Source organism: Methylosarcina fibrata AML-C10 (assembly GCF_000372865.1).
Lineage (GTDB): Bacteria > Pseudomonadota > Gammaproteobacteria > Methylococcales > Methylomonadaceae > Methylosarcina > Methylosarcina fibrata.
This window is the reverse complement of the sequence record NZ_KB889965.1, coordinates 1,693,596-1,713,883: the sequence shown is the minus strand read 5'-3', so window position 1 is coordinate 1,713,883 and position 20,288 is coordinate 1,693,596. Positions and strand designations below refer to the sequence as shown.

At 53.8% G+C, this 20,288-nt stretch carries 15 protein-coding genes; 9 read left to right on the top strand and 6 right to left on the bottom strand.

The annotated features are described in order from the left end of the window. Positions 1 to 74: 74 nt before the first annotated feature. The 4 genes from A3OW_RS0108180 to A3OW_RS0108165 all read right to left on the bottom strand — a co-directional run bounded on the left by A3OW_RS0108180 (position 75) and on the right by A3OW_RS0108165 (position 4,222). Positions 75 to 431: a YciI family protein gene (locus tag A3OW_RS0108180; protein ID WP_020562945.1), complete on the bottom strand. Its 357-nt coding sequence runs from the start codon at positions 429 to 431 to the stop codon at positions 75 to 77. A 285-nt stretch (positions 432 to 716) separates the two neighbouring features. Next, positions 717 to 1,958 (bottom strand): RNA polymerase sigma factor, encoded by a 1,242-nt coding sequence (locus A3OW_RS0108175; RefSeq protein ID WP_020562944.1) that lies wholly within the window; start codon positions 1,956 to 1,958, stop codon positions 717 to 719. Between the two features lie 227 nt (positions 1,959 to 2,185). After that, entirely contained in the window at positions 2,186 to 2,563 is a 378-nt protein-coding gene (locus tag A3OW_RS0108170; protein WP_020562943.1) for a nuclear transport factor 2 family protein, read from the bottom strand. A gap of 246 nt (positions 2,564 to 2,809) precedes the next feature. Then, a complete protein-coding gene (locus A3OW_RS0108165; RefSeq protein ID WP_020562942.1) occupies positions 2,810 to 4,222 on the bottom strand; it encodes a multicopper oxidase family protein in 1,413 nt (470 codons plus the stop codon). A 203-nt stretch (positions 4,223 to 4,425) separates the two neighbouring features. Between A3OW_RS0108165 and A3OW_RS29045 the strand changes: the two genes are divergently transcribed. Beyond that, positions 4,426 to 4,569 carry a DUF3175 domain-containing protein gene (locus tag A3OW_RS29045; RefSeq protein ID WP_083918283.1) on the top strand — a complete coding sequence of 48 codons (144 nt, stop codon included), beginning with the start codon at positions 4,426 to 4,428 and terminating at the stop codon, positions 4,567 to 4,569. A gap of 86 nt (positions 4,570 to 4,655) precedes the next feature. Here the strand turns inward: A3OW_RS29045 and A3OW_RS0108160 are convergent, their stop codons facing one another. Then, positions 4,656 to 5,051 carry an exosortase system-associated protein, TIGR04073 family gene (locus A3OW_RS0108160; RefSeq protein WP_020562941.1) on the bottom strand — a complete coding sequence of 132 codons (396 nt, stop codon included), beginning with the start codon at positions 5,049 to 5,051 and terminating at the stop codon, positions 4,656 to 4,658. A 564-nt stretch (positions 5,052 to 5,615) separates the two neighbouring features. Here A3OW_RS0108160 and A3OW_RS0108155 point away from each other — a divergent pair. Next, positions 5,616 to 6,962, top strand: coding sequence for an IS5 family transposase (locus tag A3OW_RS0108155; protein WP_020562940.1), 1,347 nt, complete (start codon positions 5,616 to 5,618; stop codon positions 6,960 to 6,962). 376 nt (positions 6,963 to 7,338) lie between these two features. Beyond that, the gene (locus tag A3OW_RS0108150; RefSeq protein WP_020562939.1) at positions 7,339 to 10,035 is read left to right on the top strand and encodes an SMP-30/gluconolactonase/LRE family protein; all 2,697 of its coding nucleotides are present in this window, start codon (positions 7,339 to 7,341) and stop codon (positions 10,033 to 10,035) included. A gap of 174 nt (positions 10,036 to 10,209) precedes the next feature. On the opposite strand, the gene A3OW_RS0108145 is transcribed toward A3OW_RS0108150, so the two are convergent. Next, a complete protein-coding gene (locus A3OW_RS0108145; protein WP_020562938.1) occupies positions 10,210 to 11,214 on the bottom strand; it encodes a class 1 fructose-bisphosphatase in 1,005 nt (334 codons plus the stop codon). A 322-nt stretch (positions 11,215 to 11,536) separates the two neighbouring features. Here A3OW_RS0108145 and A3OW_RS0108140 point away from each other — a divergent pair, with 322 nt between their 5' ends. The 6 genes from A3OW_RS0108140 (at position 11,537) to serC (ending at position 20,281) form a co-directional block, all read left to right on the top strand. Then, positions 11,537 to 11,773 carry a FeoA family protein gene (locus A3OW_RS0108140; protein WP_020562937.1) on the top strand — a complete coding sequence of 79 codons (237 nt, stop codon included), beginning with the start codon at positions 11,537 to 11,539 and terminating at the stop codon, positions 11,771 to 11,773. Beyond that, positions 11,770 to 14,106: a Fe(2+) transporter permease subunit FeoB gene (gene feoB / locus A3OW_RS0108135; protein WP_020562936.1), complete on the top strand. Its 2,337-nt coding sequence runs from the start codon at positions 11,770 to 11,772 to the stop codon at positions 14,104 to 14,106. The genes A3OW_RS0108140 and feoB overlap by 4 nt, the downstream gene beginning before the upstream one ends. After that, entirely contained in the window at positions 14,093 to 14,323 is a 231-nt protein-coding gene (locus A3OW_RS0108130; RefSeq protein WP_020562935.1) for a FeoC-like transcriptional regulator, read from the top strand. The genes feoB and A3OW_RS0108130 overlap by 14 nt, the downstream gene beginning before the upstream one ends. A gap of 143 nt (positions 14,324 to 14,466) precedes the next feature. After that, entirely contained in the window at positions 14,467 to 16,128 is a 1,662-nt protein-coding gene (locus A3OW_RS0108125) for an ATP-binding protein (RefSeq protein WP_020562934.1), read from the top strand. Between the two features lie 464 nt (positions 16,129 to 16,592). Then, positions 16,593 to 19,199, top strand: a complete 2,607-nt coding sequence (gene gyrA / locus A3OW_RS0108120; protein WP_020562933.1) for a DNA gyrase subunit A — start codon at positions 16,593 to 16,595, stop codon at positions 19,197 to 19,199. Between the two features lie 2 nt (positions 19,200 to 19,201). Further along, the gene (serC, locus tag A3OW_RS0108115) at positions 19,202 to 20,281 is read left to right on the top strand and encodes a 3-phosphoserine/phosphohydroxythreonine transaminase (protein ID WP_020562932.1); all 1,080 of its coding nucleotides are present in this window, start codon (positions 19,202 to 19,204) and stop codon (positions 20,279 to 20,281) included. The last annotated feature ends 7 nt before the right edge of the window (positions 20,282 to 20,288 follow it).

The window sequence follows — 20,288 nt, the reverse complement described above, 5'->3', positions numbered from 1 at the left end:
TGCCTCCTTGACTGCCTTGGTTTTCTTACTGGTCGTTTGAAAATCATTTTTTTCGACCAAAGCCGGAAAAATAATTAAACAAGAGGCAACCCCGTCGTTTCCAGCAGCGGCCGAATTTCGATGGTGCCTTTTCTGGCGGCCGGAATCCGTCCGGCAACGGCAATGGCTTCGTCGAGATGGTCGGCCTCGACCAGAAAATAGCCGCCGAGTTGTTCGTGCGTTTCGGCAAACGGCCCGTCCGTGATCAGCCATTTGCCTTCGCGGACTTTGACGGTAGTGGCGGTAGCCACCGGCTGCAAGGGGGAAGCTGCGAGAAACCGGCCGTTGCGGTGCAGTTCGTGGCACAGTTGCGTCGATTCGGCCATGCATTCGGCGCGCTCCTGTTCGGTCCAGTCCTGTTCCTTACTGTAGACGAGTAAAAGATATTTCATGGTTTCGCTCCTGACGGGTTTTATCGGCGTTGAAAAAAGGGTTTTCCGCCGTACTTCAATGAAGAGGCGGCCATGACTTTATTTTTATTTGCTGAAATTAAAGTCTTTGCTCTATAGACGTTCGATGAACCGGCAAATCGACAGCGCGGAAAAATTTTTTCGATAAATTTTTCGGTAACAGACGGCCGACACGGAAGAAGGCCTAGGATCGAAAAACAAATCCCATGTCTTCCGGAGAATCAGGAAAACGGCTCATTGCGGACTGTTCCGTCTTACCGGATCGTGTCAATCGTTCAGTTGCTCCAGGCGTTGCCGTAAAAACTTTTGCGCCGGCTCCTGCACGGAAAACTCGAGCGCTTTTTGATAGGACAGGCGCGCCTGCTGCTTCCGGCCCAGGCGACGGCACAGATCGGCGTGGGCGGCGTGCGCGAGAGCATAATGAATGAGATCGCCGCGCCTGAAAATCGCTTCGATCAGGCCGAGTCCTGCTTCCGGCCCGTCGCACATGGCGACGGCCACCGCCCGGTTCAGTTCGACGACCGGCGAAGGCGCCGCGGTCAGCAGCATGTCGTAATAGAAAACAATGCCGTTCCAGTCGGTGTCGACGGTGCCGGCGGCCTCGGCATGCAGACCGGCGATTGCCGCTTCGATCGTATAACTGCCGATCTGGCCGGAAGCAAATGCGCGTCGCAGCAGTGTTCTCGCCTCGTCGATCAGTTGCCGGTTCCACAGGGAACGGTCCTGATGCTCGAGCAGGATGATGTCTCCGTCGTCGGTGGTGCGCGCAGTCCTCCGGGATTCGTGCAGCAGCATCAAGGCCAGCAGGCCGATGACTTCCGAATCCGGGAGCAGATCCAGCAGCAGCCGCCCGAGCCGGATGGCTTCCTGCGACAGGTCCGGACGGGTCAGGGCGTTGCCGCTGGAAGCGTGGTAGCCTTCGTTGAAGATCAGATAAACGACCGCCAGAACGCTGTCCAGCCTTTCCGGCAATTCGTCGAGCGAAGGAATTTCATAAGGAATGCCGGCGGCGCGAATCTTGGCTTTGCCTCGCACGATCCTTTGAGCCAGCGTGGCGGAAGGAATCAGAAAGGCATTCGCGATCGCTTCGGTGGTCAGGCCGCATACTTCCCGGAGAGTCAGGGCGATCCGGCTTTCCGCCGTAAGCGCCGGATGGCAGCAGGTGAAAATCAGGCGCAAACGGTCGTCCTCTATGGCCGCGTCGTCCTCGGCGGAAGAAGGCTCTTCTTCCTCCCATTGTGCCTGGAGCCATTCCTTGGCGGTATTCAAGCGGGTTTCGCGCCGGATCCGGTCGATGGCTTTGAAGCGTCCGGCCGAGATCAGCCAGGCCCTGGGGTTGTCCGGCAGCCCGTCCTCCGGCCAATGCTGCGCCGCGGCTTTGAAGGCTTCCTGCAGAGCTTCTTCGGCGGCGTCGAAATCGCCCAGCAGCCGCAGCAGCGTGGCGAATATGCGTCTCGATTCGTGGCGGTAGACCGTTTCAATCTGATGCCGGATGACATTTTTTTCCATAGCGATGGCTCGGGATCGATGGGAAGCGCGGAAATCGGGAAGAAAATAGCATTAAACCGTTAAGGTTGTATTAACCGGCGGTTTCTATCCGCCATCTTCAGGCGTTTCGGCTTGTTTTAAATGGTTTCTATTCGAACCGATTGACGCTCCAGCCCGGAATCCGTCGGCGCTTGGTTGGACTGATTTTTGAAAACGGCGAGCGCCCCGGCATTTAATACAGAGACGGCTCAATCGCGCAGGATGGGCGTCAATTGCGAGGCCCGAACTTTCCAACCGGCCGTCGTTTTGATCCAGAAATGGCTGTAACGGTAGCGACCTCCGAATTCGAAGCCGCCCAGCCGGCCTTTGAGAGTCATGACGCCGATCTCCAATGCGGTATCGTCGAAGACCGATACGGCTATGTCGGAAATGCCGTGTTCGAATAAACGAAAATCGTCCCGGCGATAGCGCCCGACCGAAATGTCTTTGTTGATCAGCGCACCCGACGGATCGATGCCGACGTAGTCTTCGGTAATATAAGGGGCCAACGCGTCGGCGTCCCTTCTGAGTTCGATTTCGACGATTTTACGGCTGGTGGCTTCGATTTTCTGTGCTTCGCTGTTCATGAGAATGAGAAGGTCGAATTTACCTAGTGTTGCAGTTAAAGCGGATCGGGTTGTATTTAAATGAAGTATTCATGGCAGCATTCCTGAGAGTGATCAAGCGTTGAAGACAAGGTCGGGTAGCCGCCTGCTCATTATGAGGCCCGGTTATCTTCGTCTAATTGAAGTTGAACTGTCAAGAATTACCTTGGGCGGTAGACTTTCGAGGCGGCCTTGCTGCGGATGAGTCCAATCGGACGGGGAGCCGGCTCATTCCACCCGGATCGTACTCATCATGCCGGACTCGGCGTGTTCGAGAATATGGCAGTGATTGGCCCACAAGCCTTTGTCCATCGGCACCAGGCCGATATCGACCGATTGTTCGGGACCGATCAGGACGGTATCGCGCCAGAAGTTTTCTCGTGCGGGCTGGTCGTCGACGGCGAGCAGCCTGAAGAACTGGCCGTGCAAATGCATCGGATGCAGTCGTCCCGAGCGGTTGGTGAAGCGCAGCCGGCTGAATTGCCCGAACGGAAGCACGGCCGCCAGGTTGTCGTGGCCGGCCTTGCCGTCGATCGTCCAGGTAATGCCGTAAGGTCCGCCGCGTTCGGCATCCAGAATGAATTCGTGGTTCAGCGGGGCCTTCATGGCTTCGGACCATGCCGGAAAATGAGACGCCTTCGGAGGCTCGAAGCCGGGCGTTTTGACGGCCGCTTCAGGCGCAACGTCCAGAAAGGCCAGCACGGCAGGGTCTCCGTCAAAGACGTCGGTCACCGCCAGGACTTGGCCTTGCGCGTTTTTGGGAATGACCACGTCCAGATCCAGCCGATTGCCCGGAGCGAGATAAAACGATTGTAACGGGAAGGGGGCTGCGGTCAGCATGCCGTCGACCGCGATGACCTTCGGGGCAAGTCCGGCCAACGCCGGAGCGAATACCCGGCCGTTGGCGGCGTTGACGACCCGGATGCGGATTCTTTCGCCGGCCTTGACCGGGATCGACGGCCGAAACCGGCCGTTGACGGTCGAGAGATTGCCCCAGCGGCCGTCGTGGGCCAGGTCGTGACGGGTGACGAATTCGGGATAGATTTCGGCGCCTTTTTCCAGCAGCCAGTCGTCCAGCACCCAGACCAGATCCTGGGAATACTTGGGTTCCTTGGGATCTTCCACGATCAGGACGCCGTAGAGGCCGCGTTCGATCTGCTCGGGAGAATTCAGGTGCGGGTGGAACCAGAAAGTGCCGGCGTCCTTGGGCGTGAATTCGTAGGTGAAGCTGTCGCCGGGTTGAATCGGAGGCTGGGTAACGCCGGGTACGCCGTCCATTGCATTGGGAACCCGGACGCCATGCCAATGCATCGTCGTGGCCTGTTCCAGTCGATTGGTCAGCCTGACCTTCAGCGTATCGCCCAGCTTGACGCGAAGCACCGGCCCCGGCACCGTGCCGTTATAGGCCCAGACCGCCGTTTGATAAGGCGGCACGATGCCCCACTGAGCCTCGTCCGCGACCAGATCCACAGTTTGTACCTTTCCCGTAGGTTTGCGGGTTTCAGGATAACCTCCCTTGAATTCCTGTTCCAGCCGCTGGGCGAGCGAGGCGGGTGCCTGTGCCGGGTCGGCGGCGGCCGGCCCGGAAAAAAAGCAGGCTAGCAGAAGGCCGGCTGCCGTGATTTTAACAGATTCGATCATTGGGTTTCGAAGGTTCAAATAGTGGCAAAGTGCGTATCGCCTTATTTTAACAAGAATACCGATCGGATGACGGCCTGAAGCCACCTGTTCCATGCACAAGCCGTTCGTAACTGTTGAATTTGAAGAGAAAGGCGCATGGCGAAAAAGATCGTCTCTCCCGCAGTCGATAAATGGTCCGCCCGGGTTAGGCGTAAAAGCCAAGCCTGGAAGAGGGCATTTTCATCTGGAAAGAGCCGAAACGTGTCGCCGAATCGCTCCGGAATTCGGTCGAGGCCGGCACGCGCCGCAAGACCGATCCGTTCCGTTCGGCGACGTCGATACTGGTGTTTTATATCAAGCGATCTTGAAAAAATTTCTCCCCGAATGGAAGCGGGGAGAAAGATTTGCTCTTGACGGGTTGTAAACGCCGCTTTAGCTTGTGGGTAAATCGATATTACTCGGCGATAGGCCCAACAGTGACTTTATAAGCATCGCCATACGATGTGCGATGATCGAAGTCCTGCCAAACGTATTCGGGTTGGACCAGGCTTTTGGTCGGAATAGGGCTGGTAATGACGTCGAATATTCCCGAAGTGGTCCGGCCGAGCGTATCCAGCGTTCCCATAATCAAGCCGCCGGTTCCTCCTACGACGGGATTGGTTTTTTTACTGGCGTCGACTATGTTTTTGGGTACTTCGCCCAAGCCGGTGAATAAATTGGCGAAGCCCCGGGTAAATTTGCCGGATACCTGAGACATATAGCTTTGCTCGCTCTCGCCGGCATGGCCCATTGACGCGTAAGTACTTATCGCAATGGAAGCTATCAACAATACGCGATTAAATTTCAACATTTTCTTTTCTCCTTCTTTGTTTTAAAAAGTGATATCGAATCACTACTAAATCATAAACCAATCGATTCGAATGGTCAAAAAAGAGAATCGTTGAAATTAAAGAAAGAGTTTCCAATCATCCCAGCTTCGTTTCAACGTTCACTATTCGGACGGTTAGATATTCTTGCCGGATTTTTTGCCGGGATCAAAAAACGGCATTTCATACTTCTGATTCTAATACTGATCAAATAGACTTTCTCGGGGATAGATATTTAAATCGCTGCACCGGCAGAGAGTCTTGCCGGTTAGGCGTTCTTCTTGGTTCACGTTCCTAATTTTTTAACGTCTGACTCATATCGAAAAAAAATGAAAGAGCTATAAATCATAAAATTATACTCGGGATATTTGCTAGATGATGGAAAGATCGGGTTGAAATATTCTGGCTATGTGCTCTAACCCTACTTAGTCGTCCCTGATTAATTCATAAGAAATTGATTAATATCATATAAATGGATATTTATGAGGTCAAAAATTGCAAGAAAATGTTAAAATGGGTTTTATTTTCTTGCAAATTTTCACCGAAAAATGAAGCCCAAACGTCCTCAGGAAGTTGTGCAAAATGACCTTTTCAAAACTCGCCTGGACGAGTTTTTGAACCCGAAACATGAACTTTATCGATTGGCCAGCAAAATAGACTGGGCTCGGCTGGACGAAGAATTCGGCCCGTTTTTTGAAGCAGAACAAGGCGCCCCGGCGTTGTCGACCCGTTTGATCGCCGGATTGCATTATCTGAAACATGCGGAAGGTTTATCGGATGAAGCGGTCGTTAAACGCTGGGTTGAAAACGGTTATTGGCAGTACTTTTGTGGCGAAACCTTTTTTCAGCATGAGGTTCCCTGTCATCCGACCTCGCTGACGAAATGGCGGCAACGGATCGGTGAAGCCGGCTGTGAGTGGCTGTTGTTATTGACGATCGAGGCGGGCGTCGCTACCCGGACCGTGAAGAAACGAGATTTTCAATCGGTCACCGTCGATACTACCGTTCAGGAAAAAGCGGTTGGCTTTCCGACGGACGGCAAGTTGTACGAAAAATGCCGTCGGGAGCTGGTCAAGCTGGCTGGACAACACGGGCTGCCCCTGCGACAGAACTACAATAAAAAGGCACCGCTGCTGTTAGTGCAATCGCATCGTTATCATCATGCCAAGCAAATGAAGCGTAAGCAAAAAGCCCTGAAGCAACTGAAAACCCTGGTCGGTCGTGTTTATCGGGATATCCTGCGGCAACTGCCGCAACAGGAGCTGGCCGCGCAAAGGGGGCTTCAGGACGCCCTGGCCAAAACCCAGCGGATACTGAATCAGAAACACACCGACAAAAACAAACTCTACAGCTTTCATGCACCGGAAGTGGAATGCATCAGTAAAGGGAAAGCACACAAAAAATACGAGTTCGGCGTCAAAGTCGGCATCACGGTGACCAATAAAAGTAATTTCGTGCTGGGCGCCAGGAGCTTTCCCGGCAATCCTTATGACGGCGATACCTTGTACTCCTGCCTGGAACAAGCTGAAATCCTGAGCGGTACCCGAGCCAAAGAAGCTTTTGTGGATTTGGGCTATCGGGGGCGAGAAATACCCGGTGTCACCCTGTACAAGTCAAGGCAAAAACGGGGAGTCCATACCCGACGGTTGAAAACCGCGTTAAAACGGCGCAATGCCATCGAGCCGGTGATTGGACACATGAAGAACGATGGCTTGCTGAGCAGAAATTACCTGAAAGGCCAACTCGGTGATGCCATGAATGCCGTTCTCTGCGCCGCTGGACACAACATGCGTTTAATCCTCAGGCGGTTGAGGATTTTTTGGCCGGAAATCGGGGAAGCCATCTGCCGGTTTTTACAAAATAAAACGGTTCAGGAATCTGTTTATGTTTCCTAATGAGCTGTTTTTTTCAAAAAAATGACTTTTTCAGGGACGACTACTTATCGTAAGCGAACCGACTTCCTACGATAAAAATATGAAATTGCTTTATAGAATCAAGCCAAGAAAAATCTGTAATTCGGCAAATATAAAGGAGCAAGAGGGGCATGCCGGAATGAAGACCCATGGACGGCGGACGAATAAACATCTCACTGTGTCCTGGGTTCCAGCAAACCTTGCCCGAATGGCTATTTCACCGGCGCGATGATGGACGATTCCAGGTTTAAAATCGGTTAAGCGTCTTTACTTATTGAAAACTGCATCCGGTTTGGCGACCGGATAAACCGTTCATCATGAATACGAAAATCAATTAACAACATGGATACAATTAATAATGAAAAAGAACGAATTTGATTTTATAGGATCGTTACGTGAGTTTTCCTGGGCAAAAGCCTGGTTAATGGTCTTAACCCTTTTTTTATTTTCTCTTGCCGTCCACGCGGAAGCGCCTCCCGAGTTTGCGACCGCATGGGGCAATGAAGGCGGGGTTTTGCACAATCCCAGAGGGGTTGCTACAGACGCCTTGGGCAATGTTTATGTCGCCGACACTTTCAGTCACCGTATTCAAAAATTTACTTCGGAAGGCGTCCCTCTGAGTCAGTTTCTGATCCAGAAAAGCGGGGAAGGGGAATATATTTATCCTCATGGCGTCGCTGTGGATTTTAACGGCAATGTCTATGTTGCCCAATATAACTATATGCTCTACGCCGATATCTGGGGGGCCATGCCTTGGTACTTTCATAGCATTCAAAAATACGATAGTAGCGGTAATTTCTTGAGTGAGTGGGGGGTGGGAGAAGATTTTTATGCTCATAACTTTGGCATAGCGGTCGATGCGAGCGGCAATGTTTATGTCGTGGACACCTTTAATAACCTTATTCAGAAATTCAATGGTGACGGCACATTATTAACCGAATGGGGAGCCTCTGTTATCGGCCATGGAGAAGGAGAGTTCTTTTATCCTGAAGGCATAGCGGTCGATGCTAACGGCAATGTTTATGTTGCGGATACTTCTAATGACCGTATCCAGAAGTTTGATAGCGCCGGTAATTTTCTTGCTCTGTGGGGTACTGAAGGTACTGGTGAAGGCCAGTTCAAATCTCCAGTGGGTGTTGCTGTCGACGCCGACGGCAACGTCTATGTGAGCGATAATTTAAATTACCGCATTCAAAAATTTACCTCTGACGGCAGTTTTATTGCTCAATGGGGGACTTCAGGCAGCGGAGAAGGAGCCTTTGATTATCTAGAAGGCATTGCAGTAGATACTACCGGCAAGGTCTATGTCGCGGACAGTCGAAATAACCGCGTACAGAAATTCAGCAGTACAGGATCCTTTATTGCGCAATGGGGCAATCGCTCTAACGAGGTAGGTCATTTTTATTCTGAACCTCGATTCACCAACGATGCCAGCGGCAACCTGTACGTTGCGGATACGAATAATCATCGTATCCTGAAATTCGACAGATCCGGAAATCTTTTGACCCAATGGGGAACTGAAGGTAGCGGTAATGGCCAGTTCAGCTTTCCCTGGGGGATTAAAGTGGATGCTGGAGGCAACATCTATGTCATAGACAGCGGGAATAGCCGCCTTCAAAAATTCAGTAGCTCCGGTTCATTCTTGAGTCAAGTAAAGCTGGTCGATCCTGCAAGCGGTCAGTTTTGGACGCCTGCCGATATTTCATTCGACGGCAATGGCTACCTCTATGCCTCGGATTCTAGTAATAATCGGATTCTGAAATACGACAATTCAGGAAACTTTTTGATTCAATGGGGAACTTATGGATCCGATGCGGGCCAGTTTTGGGGACCTGTAGACATAGCGACCGATACGGAAGGGAATGTTTATGTAGCCGATCTCCGCAATTTCCGCGTCCAGAAATTTGACAGCGTTGGCACCTATTTAACCCAATGGGGAACCTGGGGACATGAAGCCGGACAGTTTTATCTATATCATCTAGGGCTTGCTACGGATGCAGAAGACAACGTGTATGTTGCCGACAACGGCAATCACCGGATTCAGAAATTTAGCAGTTCCGGTGTTTTCCTCGGTGAATGGGGGAGTATTGGCAGTGGTGAAGGCCAGTTTATTCTCCCTAATACTATCTCCACTGATACCCAGGGTGGCGTCTATGTCTACGACAGTGGAAACTATCGCATTCAGAAATTCACCTATCTGGCCCCCGCTCAGCCGACAGGCTTGACCGCAAGTGCCGTATCGACCACGGGAATCAATTTGAGCTGGACCGATGTCTCCGATAACGAGACCGGCTTTATTGTCGAGCGCTGTAAAGGAGCCGGCTGCAGTGCCTTTGCCGTCATCGCCACGGTTACAGCAAACACAACCTCTTACAGCGATACCGGCTTAACCGCAGGAACATCCTATTCTTATCGGGTACGCGCCACCAATAACGGCAGCAAATCGGCTTATTCCAATACCGCGACCACGACGACGTTAACCGCCACCCCGCCGTCTGCGCCCAAGACGCTGACCGCCGTAATAGGTTCGGGAAACCAGGTCAATTTGAGCTGGAGCGATCAAAGCAATAATGAAACGGGCTTCAAGATCGAACGCTGCATGGGAAGTACTTGCTCCAACTTCAGCCAGATCGGCGCGGTGGGCCAGAACGTAACCGGTTGGACGGATACCACGGCCACTGCGGGCAGCACGTACCGGTATCGGGTTCGAGCCTACAACACGACCGGCAATTCGGCGTATTCCAATATTGCAGGCATTACCGTTACCGCCTCGTTGCCGGCCGCCCCCAGCAATCTGACGGCCACGGCCCAATCCACGACCCAAATCAAACTGGCCTGGACGGACAATGCCTCCAACGAAACGCAGTTCAGGATTGAACGCTGCCAAGGTTCCACTTGTTCGAACTTTGCTCAGATTAAAACGGTCGGGGCCAATAGCACTACCTATACCGACAGCAACTTGAGAAGCAAGACAGCTTATCGTTATCGGGTACGCGCCTCGAATACCGGCGGTAATTCGGCTTACTCGAACAGCGCCGGTGCCACCACCAAGTAATCGAATATTAATCAGATCGGGATGGCAATTTTGCTTTGTCGTCCCGACCTGAGTGTCGATTTCTTAATTTCCGTTCCTGGACAGTTCATTGAAGATTTTTTATTACGGTATTGGAACTTAGGCAGGCCTCCAAAGCCGAACAGCGCCTTCTTTCCGGATAAACTGCTGATTGGGTCAGCCTTCCAGATGATACCGGACGATCCGCTCAACCTCGTTTTTCGATCCCAGGATCACTGGCACTCTCTGATGCAGGCTTTGCGGCTTGACTTCGAGCATGCGTTCCTGGCCGGTTGAGCAGGCGCCGCCGGCTTGTTCGACGATGAAAGCGACGGGATTGGCCTCGTACATCAGGCGCAATTTGCAGGGTTTGTTGGGGTCGCGGGTGTCGTAGGGGTACAGGAACACGCCGCCGCGGGTAAGGATGCGGTAAACTTCCGCTACCAGGGATGCGATCCAGCGCATGTTGAAATTCTTCTGTCGGGGACCGTCCTTGCCCTGGACGCATTCGTCGATATAGCGTTTGACCGGCGCTTCCCAGAAACGCTGATTGGACATATTGATCGCGAATTCGCCGGTATCTTCGGGGATTTTCATGTTGCGGTGGGTCAGGATGAACTCGCCGATGTCCTGGTCCAGGGTAAAGCCGTTGACACCGTGACCGGTGGTCAGCACCATCATCGTCGAGGGTCCGTACAGGACAAAACCGGCCCCGACCTGTTCGACGCCTTTGCGCAGAAAATCCTCCGGTTCCGGATCGACGCCTTCGCGGCAGCGCAGGATCGAGAAAATCGTGCCCACGGTCAGATTGATGTCGATATTGGAAGAGCCGTCCAGAGGATCGAACAGCACCAGGTATTTGCCTTTGGGGTACTGGGCGGGAATCCTGATCGGATCGTGCTCTTCCTCCGAAGCCATTCCGGCCAGATGGCCGGTCCAGTTCAAGGCATTCACCATGATCTCATTGGTAATGATGTCCAGTTCCTTTTGGACCTCTCCTTGCACGTTCTCCGTTCCGGCGCTGCCCAGAACGCCGATCAGATTGCCGCGGTTCACCTTGTGCGATATTTGCTTGCAGGCGGTGACGATGTCGTTGAGCAGCAGGGTGAAGGTTCCCGACGTGCCGGGAAATTCGCGTTGCTGTTCGATCAGAAACTGGGTCATTGTGACATGATTGACCATTGTCCGTATCTATCTCCGTTTTGTAGGGGGGGATGACCAAAAGGTTATTAAAAGTTGGGATCGGCGAGATTAGTTGCCGGTTATGAAGGCTGTTCAGGATTTCGGCAAGTGCCGCGCTTTATTTATTCTATCACTCATAAATTCCGGATTCACTACTATATTAAAAGGATGGGGCCTGCTTGCCCACAATTCGCCCGACCGATAATTTTATTCAGCTTATGTTCATCGTTCCCGTTCTATGTTATATTTAGACTTAATGAGAATGATTATTGATTAGTTCTAAATTCACTGTTACCGCCACTTTACCTTTCAGGATCCGTTTATGTTAATCAACTTGAAAAATCTGGCTGTGGGCGATCTCGGAAAAGTAGTCGGCTTCGACAAAAGCGGCAAGGCCTACCGGAAACGGTTGCTGGCCATGGGCTTGACGCCCGGTACCCAGTTCAGCGTGACTCGTTTTGCGCCGATGGGAGATCCGGTCGAAATCAAATTGCGCGGCTTTTCGCTGACTCTGCGCAAGGACGAAGCCGAAATTCTGCTGATCGAGAAACTTCAATGAAAGCCGACTTTACCGTGGGCGTGGTCGGCAATCCCAATTGCGGCAAGACCACTCTGTTCAATGCGCTCACGGGAGCCAAACAGCATGTCGGCAACTGGCCCGGCGTCACGGTAGAAAAAAAAACGGGCGTCTACGTTTTCGACCATAAAACGATCGAACTGGTCGACCTGCCTGGCACTTATTCGCTGGAAGCGGCGGACGATCAGGTCTCTCTCGACGAAAAGGTTGCCCGCGATTATGTCGCGTCCAGGGCCGCCGATCTGATCGTCAACATCATCGACGCTTCGAGCGTCGAGCGGCATCTTTATCTGACCACTCAGTTGATCGAGATGAGAGTGCCGATGATTCTGGTGCTCAACATGATGGATGCGGTGAGACGGCGCGGCATCAAGATCGACATTCCCTACTTGTCGAAGCAACTGGGCTGTCCCGTGGTGCCGATCGTCGCCTCTGCCCGGCAGGGCATCGACGCGGTCAGGGCCATGATCAACAAGGCGGCGGCCGAGAAGCCGGTGCCGTCCATTCCCATTCCCTACGCGCCGGCGCTGGAAAAGGCCATTGCCGAGCTTTCACCCCGATTAACCGGCGCCGCCGCCCGGCATCGGTGCGATTTGCGCTGGCTGGCCGTGCGTCTTCTGGAGGACGATACGCTGGCGAAACAAATCGCCGGAAGTGCCGTCACGGAAACCGTAGCCGGTCTGCAGCGCCGGGTGGAACAGGAAACGGACGACGAGATCGATATCCTCGCCGCCGATGCCCGCTACGGCCTGGTCAGCGAACTGACCCGGAGCGCCGTCTGCAAAATCAACGAAGTGAGCCGGCATGCGACCGAAAAGATCGACCGCATCGTGCTCAACCGGTTTTTGGGCATTCCGGTGTTTTTATTGGTCATGTACGCCATGTTCATGTTTACGATCAACGTCGGCAGCGCGTTTGTCGATTTTTTCGATCAGAGCATGGCCGCTCTCCTGGTCGACGGCCTCGGCGCCGCGCTGGCCGGGTGGCACTGGCCGGATTGGCTGGTGGTCCTGATTACCCAGGGCATCGGCGGCGGCATCCAGGTGGTCGCCACGTTCATCCCGATCGTCGGGTTTCTGTTTCTGTTTTTATCGGCTTTGGAAGATTCCGGTTATATGGCTCGAGCGGCGTTTGTCATGGACCGCTTCATGCGCATGATCGGCTTGCCGGGGAAGTCCTTTGTTCCGATGATCGTCGGTTTCGGCTGCAATGTGCCGGCGATCATGGCCACCCGGACCTTGGAAAACCCACGCGACCGGATTCTGACCAATCTGATGAATCCGTTCATGTCCTGCGGCGCGAGATTGCCGGTTTACGCGTTGTTTGCCGCGGCGTTTTTCCCGGTGAGCGGCCAGAATCTGGTGTTCGGCCTTTATCTTCTCGGCATCGCGGTCGCGGTGCTGACTGGGCTGATCATGCGCCATACCTTGTTTAAAGGCGAATCGGCGCCGTTCATCATGGAATTGCCCGCCTATCATTTGCCGACCGCGCGCGGCGTCCTGATCCGCACCTGGGACCGGCTGAAGTCCTTTCTGTTCAACGCGGGCAAGGTTATTGTGCCGATGGTGCTGGTGTTGAATTTTCTTAATGCCTTGGGCACGGACGGCAGCTTCGGCGGCGAAAACAGCAAACGCTCGGTATTAAGTGAAATCGGTCGCGGCTTGACTCCCGCCTTCGAGCCGATGGGCATCGCCGAAGACAATTGGCCCGCCACCGTCGGAATTTTTACCGGCGTGCTGGCCAAGGAAGCCGTCGTCGGCACGCTGAATGCGCTTTACAGTCAGATGGGCACATCGAACGGCGATGAGGCTAAAGCGCCTTTCAATCTGAGAGAAAGTCTGGTGGAAGCCGCAAGGACCGTACCTGAAAACCTGCGTAAATTGGCCGACCGGTTATTGGATCCGCTGGGCTTGAATATCGGCCCGGTGGATGACGTCGCCGCCGCTGCCGCCGAGCAGGAGGTCGACACCCGAACCTTTGCCGCCATGCGGCAAAGTTTTGACGGCCAGGCGGGCGCTTTCGCCTATTTGTTGTTTATTCTGCTGTATGCGCCGTGTGTGGCGGCCACCGCGGCCATCTACCGCGAAACCAATTCGGGCTGGACTGTTTTCATCGTCTTGTGGACCACGGGCATGGCCTACATGACGGCAACAATTTTTTACCAGGGTGCGACTTTTAGCCGGCATCCCCAATATTCCCTGGCATGGATAGGCGGGCTGATTTTGATCTTTTTCCTGGTATTGGCCGGTCTCTGGCTTAGTGGAAAAAATGCGTCTGCCAAACACGGCAAGGAGGTGGTCGGTGATTCTGTCTGATGTGCGCGCCTATCTGAAACAGCAGCGGCGAGTGGCTCTGGCCGATCTGTCGAGCCATTTCGGCATCGAAGCCGACGCATTGCGGGGCATGCTCGGCAAATGGATCAGCAAAGGCTATCTTCGCAAACTTCCTCCGGGAACCGCTTGCGGTTCGAGCTGCTGTCAATGTGATCCGGCGTTGATCGAACTGTACGAATGGATTGATAAAGCCGGGTAAAAGTCCATAAAGCCCGGTTTTCTCTGGGGCTGTGGCTTTTGTTTTTTGCCGCACGCTCCTCGTTTTATCTTGCCGCTTCCTTTATCAATAGCCGAAACTGGTCTAGGCTTGGTTGAGATTTTCCTCTAATCCGGGCCGAAGCCATGACCGACGAACAATCCCCCATTCATATCGGCTATTTATCCGAAGTCCGAGGCGACGGGATGAATGCCAGAATCACCGAAGAACATACGAACGAATTGCCCATCATTAAAGTAGGCAATCAGGAAATACTGGCCGGAAGCATCGGCTCCTACGTGGTTATCCGGCAAGGAGAGATTTGTATCCTGGCGCTGGTATTTAAAGTATGGGGCAAAGACCACTTCGATACGACCGACCGGCGCAAAACCGACCGCTTTGTTTCACTGATTCCGGTCGGGGAAATACAGGGTGAGGGCCTGTTCGTGCGTGGCGTGCGGCATTATCCGACGCCCGGAGCGAAGGTCTATGCGGTCGGCATGGAAGAAATCAACGTCATTTTCTCGAAATTCAGGCAATACGAATTTTTCATCGGCCAGTTGGCCTCGCATAAAGATTATCATTTAAGTCTCGATCCGCGCGCGCTGTTCGGCCGCCATTTCGCCATTCTCGGACAATCGGGCTCGGGCAAGTCGTGGACCGTCACCAGCTTGATTCAGAATACGATACGGGCCATGCCCAGGACGCATTTGATCATGCTGGACCTGCACGGCGAATATTGCTGGAAGGACGACAGCGGCGCGATTCAATCGGCCTTTCCTAAAGAGCAGGTCAATTACATCGACGCCATGGAAATGGAAATGCCCTATTGGATGATGACTTACGCCGAACTGGTGGACTTATTCATCGACCGCGACGACAAGGGCGCGTCGATGCAGATGTCGTTCATGCGCGAAGTGCTGCAGCAGCTTAAACGCAAGGAGGCCAAGCGCCTGGGCATGGCCACGGTGTCTATTGATACCCCGATCTATTTTTCCCTGGCCGAAATGTACATGCAGTTTAAGGCCGCCAACGAGGAACGTAAGGATTTCGGCAAAACCCAGGGGGCTTTGTTCGGGCAATTCGACGAGTTTCTGATCCGCATGCAAAGCCGCTTCAACGACGTCCGCTACGATTTCCTGCTGAAGCCGAAGATTCGCAACAATTCCGAAAGCATGGCCGACATATTGAGGGAATTCGTCGGTCTGGGCTCGAAAAAAGCCAACATCACCGTGGTCGATTTGAGTTCGGTGCCTACCGACGTGCGGCCTGCGGTGTCCGCTCAGGTCGGCCGTCTGGCCTACGAATTCAATTACTGGAATCCGCACCGGCGCGAGTTTCCGATTACGTTGATCTGCGAGGAGGCCCATGCCTATATTCCCAGGGAAAAAGGCGGCAATTTCGAGGGTACCAAAAAAATGATGGAGCGCATCGCCAAGGAAGGCCGCAAATACGGGGTATCGATCGGGGTCGTCAGTCAAAGGCCGACCGAACTATCCGAAACTATGCTGTCCCAATGCAGTTCGTTCATCTGTCTGCGCACCACCAATCCCGACGACCAGGCGTACATTCGGGGACTGGTGCCGGAGGCCGAAGGGGATTTGACCGATATTCTGACTTCGCTGGGACGGGGCGAGGCGCTGGTGTTGGGAGAAGCGGCGCCTTTGCCGACGCGCGTGCAGATCTACCGGCCCAATCCGGAACCTAAAAGTAACGATGTCGATTACTATACGGGATGGCGGGAAGGCAAGGGCGATCTCGACGTGGGCAATATCGTCGAATTATGGCGGACGCAGACCCGGCGGTAAAAGTCCTTTGAAAGCCCGCTGAAAGAGCGGAATTTCAGTTTCGTACGGACGCTCGGGGAATCGTTCCGTCAATGCGTCTTCACGGCTTGAAGGCGTGTTAACAATTGAAACAGCAAACATGGACCATCCGGAGAAAGCCCCCGGCGGATGCCGGTTTATATTCCGGAGCGTTTCTCTCTTCCTTGTCAGGACGAATTAATTCCTTTTTAAAGCGCAACTTGGCCGAATGGATGGGCTATTGTGCGCTCGAGCCGAAAATGCCTTAAAAAACAGGCTTCCGAATCGGACAATAAGAGGCTTACAGGCTTCGACTCCAGCAGAGCAATTTGATACAATAACCGATTTAAATCGGCCTAAGTCTCTTAGCAGCAGGATGGGCCTCATTGACGTGAGGCAAAGGCCAACCAGGAAAACCCGGCCGCTTAGCTCATACGTGACAAGCGCGCTTTTATTGTTACGGACTCATGTCAAACTACGCTAAAGAAATTATTCCTGTCAATCTCGAAGACGAGATGAGGCAATCCTATCTCGATTACGCGATGAGCGTCATCGTGGGCCGCGCTTTGCCGGACGTCAGGGACGGCCTGAAGCCGGTGCATCGGCGGGTTTTATACGCCATGAGCGAGCTGGGCAACGACTGGAACAAGCCCTATAAGAAATCGGCTCGTATCGTCGGGGACGTCATCGGTAAATACCACCCGCACGGCGACACTGCGGTCTATGACACGATGGTGCGGATGGCGCAGCCGTTTTCGATGCGCTACATGCTGATAGACGGCCAGGGCAATTTCGGCTCGGTGGACGGCGACTCGCCGGCCGCGATGCGGTATACGGAAGTGCGGATGGCGAAAATCGCCCATGAGCTGCTCGCCGATCTCGATAAGGAGACGGTGGATTTCATCCCCAACTACGACGAATCCGAATCCGAGCCTCAGGTGCTGCCGACCCGAATACCGGCCCTGTTGATCAACGGTTCTTCCGGCATTGCCGTCGGCATGGCCACCAACATACCGCCGCACAATCTGGCGGAAGTCGTCGGCGCCTGTCTGGCGTTGATCGATCATCCGGAAACCACGATTCGCGAGTTGATGACCCATATTCCGGGACCGGATTTTCCTACCGCCGGCATCATCAACGGCGCTTCCGGCATCGCCAGCGCCTATGCCACCGGCCGCGGCAAAATTTATTTGCGAGCCCGCTGCCATTTTGAAGACATCGGCGAGAGCGGCCGCCAAGCGATCATCGCGACCGAGTTGCCCTACCAGGTCAACAAGGCCAAACTGCTGGAAAAAATTGCCGAATTGATCAAAGAAGGCAAACTCGAAGGGATCTCGGGATTGCGCGATGAATCCGACAAGGACGGCATGCGGATGGTGATCGAGTTGCGCCGCGGCGAAGTGGCCGAGGTCGTGCTGAACAATCTGTACAAGCAGACCCAGTTTCAAACGGTTTTCGGCATCAATATGGTGGCGCTGCTGGACGGGCGTCCGCATTGCATGAATTTGAAAGAAATTCTCGGCGCCTTCATCGAACACCGGCGGGAAATCGTCACCCGCAGAACTCTTTTCAATCTGCGCAAAGCCAGAGAAAGAGCGCACATATTGGAAGGCCTGGCGGTGGCTCTGGCCAACATCGACGAGATGATCGAGCTGATCAAGACTTCCGCCAGTCCTGCGGAAGCCAGGGAAGGTTTGTTGGCCAGGACCTGGAATACCGGACTGGTGGCCTCGCTGCTCGACAGAGCCGATTCCCAGCGCTCGCGACCGGAAGATTTGCCGCCCGAATTCGGCATTGTCGGAGGTTATTACCGTCTCTCCGACAACCAGGCCCAGGCGATCCTCGATTTGCGCCTGCATCGGTTGACCGGCCTCGAACAGGACAAGATCGTCAACGAATACAAAGAATTGCTTGAGCTGATCGATGAGTATCTGGCGATTCTGGGCAGCGACGTCCGGCTGATGGAAGTCGTTCGGGAAGAGCTGGTGGAGATCAAGAATAACTACTCGGATCCTCGGCGTACCGAAATCATTCAGAATCATCTGGACCTGTCGGACAGCGATCTGATTACCGAAGAACTCATGGTGGTCACGATGTCGCACGAGGGCTACGTGAAATCGCAGCCTTTAAACGATTATAAGGCGCAAAAACGCGGTGGACGCGGCAAATCGGCCACGGCGACCAAGGAGCTGGATTTTGTCGACAAGCTGATCGTCGCCAACACGCACGACACCATTTTGTGTTTTTCGTCGCTGGGCAAGGTTTACTGGCTTAAAGTATATCAATTGCCGGTGGCCAGCCGGGCGTCCAGGGGCAAGCCGTTCGTGAATCTTTTGCCTCTGGAAGAAGGCGAAAAAATCAACGCGCTGCTGCCCATCCGTGAATTCAGCGATCACAAATACATCTTCATGGCGACTTCGGCCGGCACCGTGAAAAAGACGCCGTTATCGGAATTCGAGCGTCAGCGCACCAGTGGTAAAATCGCCATTGATCTGGCGGAGAATGATTCTCTGGTCGGCGTCGCGGTCACCGATGGTCAGCAAAATGTATTATTATTCAGCAGCGCAGGCAAAGCCGTCTGTTTTAACGAAAGCGAAGTGCGCTCGATGGGACGGACCGCTTCCGGCGTGCGCGGCATGCGCTTGCAGGAAGGACAGAAAGTGATTTCCCTGATCATCGCGACCGAAGGCACCGTATTGAACATCACGGAGAACGGTTACGGCAAAAGAACCCGCCTGGAAGAGTTTACCTGTCACAAGCGCGGCGGCCAGGGGCTGATCGCGATCCAGACTTCGGCGCGCAACGGCGCCGTGGTCGGAGCCGTGCTGGTCAACGATCACGACGAAATCATGCTGATCACCGACGGCGGCACCCTGGTTCGAACGCGGGTCGACGGTATTTCGGTGGTGGGCCGGAATACCCAGGGCGTCACCATCATTCGCCTGGATAAAAAAGAAAAAGTGATCGGGGTCGACCGCATCGAAGGCGAAAGCCTCATGGATGAAGAAGACGATAATGAACAAGAGCCGGCATTGGGTGATGCCGGAAATGAACTGGAATCCGGAGAAGAGTGAGTATGTCACGAGTTTATAATTTTAGCGCGGGCCCGTCGGCATTGCCCGAGGCCGTTTTGGCGCAGGCAAGGGATGAATTGATCGAATGGCGGGACAGCGGCATGTCGGTGATGGAAATGAGCCATCGGGGAAAATTTTTTTCCGTGATCGCCGAAGAGTTGGAAAGCGATCTGAGGTCGCTGATGGCGATCCCCGGCAATTATAAGGTCTTGTTTCTGCAAGGGGGGGCTACGGCCCAGTTCTCGATGATCCCGCAAAATCTGCTACGGGACAAAACCAAAGCCTGCTATGTCAATACCGGCGCCTGGTCGGAAAAGGCCATCAAGGACGCCCGGAATTATTGCGGGGTGACGGTCAGCGCTTCTTCGGAAGAAGCTAAATACACGACGATTCCGGATTATGCGGGCTGGCAAATCGATGCTGAGGCCGCTTACCTTCATTATACTTCCAATGAAACCATTCACGGAGTGGAGTTTTCCGATGTTCCGGACAGCAAGGGTCTGACTCTGGTCTCGGATATGTCGTCGAACATCCTGTCTCGTCCGGTGGATGTGAGCCGGTTTGGTTTGATTTATGCGGGAACCCAGAAAAACATGGGGCCTGCCGGAGTCACCGTGGTGATCGTCAGGGACGATCTGATCGGTTACGCTCCCAAAACCACTCCGGAAGTATTCAATTACGCGGTCCAGGCCAAAAACGGTTCGATGTTGAACACGCCGGCCACCTACAATTGGTACCTGGTCGGACTGGTGCTGAAATGGCTCAAGGCGCAGGGCGGCGTCGCCGCGATCGAACAACGCAATATCGCCAAGAGCAAACGGCTTTATGATGCGATCGACCGCTCCGGCCTGTATCATAATCCGGTGGACCTGCCGTTCCGCTCGCGCATGAACGTTCCTTTCATCCTCAACGACGAAAGCCTGGACAAAGCCTTTCTGGCCGCCGCCGAAGCCAACGGTTTGTACGAACTGAAAGGCCATCGCTCGGTCGGCGGCATGCGGGCCAGCATCTACAACGCCATGCCGGAAGCCGGCGTGGCGGCATTATGTGAATTCATGGCCGAATTTGAAAGAACCCATTAATCCATGA

Coding starts and splice junctions, on each gene's coding strand:
- A3OW_RS0108180 (WP_020562945.1), bottom strand. CDS start 431: ATGAAATATCTTTTACTCGTCTACAGTAAGGAACAGGACTGGACCGAA.
- A3OW_RS0108175 (WP_020562944.1), bottom strand. CDS start 1,958: ATGGAAAAAAATGTCATCCGGCATCAGATTGAAACGGTCTACCGCCAC.
- A3OW_RS0108170 (WP_020562943.1), bottom strand. CDS start 2,563: ATGAACAGCGAAGCACAGAAAATCGAAGCCACCAGCCGTAAAATCGTC.
- A3OW_RS0108165 (WP_020562942.1), bottom strand. CDS start 4,222: ATGATCGAATCTGTTAAAATCACGGCAGCCGGCCTTCTGCTAGCCTGC.
- A3OW_RS0108160 (WP_020562941.1), bottom strand. CDS start 5,051: ATGTTGAAATTTAATCGCGTATTGTTGATAGCTTCCATTGCGATAAGT.
- A3OW_RS0108155 (WP_020562940.1), top strand. CDS start 5,616: ATGAAGCCCAAACGTCCTCAGGAAGTTGTGCAAAATGACCTTTTCAAA.
- A3OW_RS0108150 (WP_020562939.1), top strand. CDS start 7,339: ATGAAAAAGAACGAATTTGATTTTATAGGATCGTTACGTGAGTTTTCC.
- A3OW_RS0108145 (WP_020562938.1), bottom strand. CDS start 11,214: ATGGTCAATCATGTCACAATGACCCAGTTTCTGATCGAACAGCAACGC.
- A3OW_RS0108140 (WP_020562937.1), top strand. CDS start 11,537: ATGTTAATCAACTTGAAAAATCTGGCTGTGGGCGATCTCGGAAAAGTA.
- feoB (WP_020562936.1), top strand. CDS start 11,770: ATGAAAGCCGACTTTACCGTGGGCGTGGTCGGCAATCCCAATTGCGGC.
- A3OW_RS0108125 (WP_020562934.1), top strand. CDS start 14,467: ATGACCGACGAACAATCCCCCATTCATATCGGCTATTTATCCGAAGTC.
- gyrA (WP_020562933.1), top strand. CDS start 16,593: ATGTCAAACTACGCTAAAGAAATTATTCCTGTCAATCTCGAAGACGAG.
- serC (WP_020562932.1), top strand. CDS start 19,202: ATGTCACGAGTTTATAATTTTAGCGCGGGCCCGTCGGCATTGCCCGAG.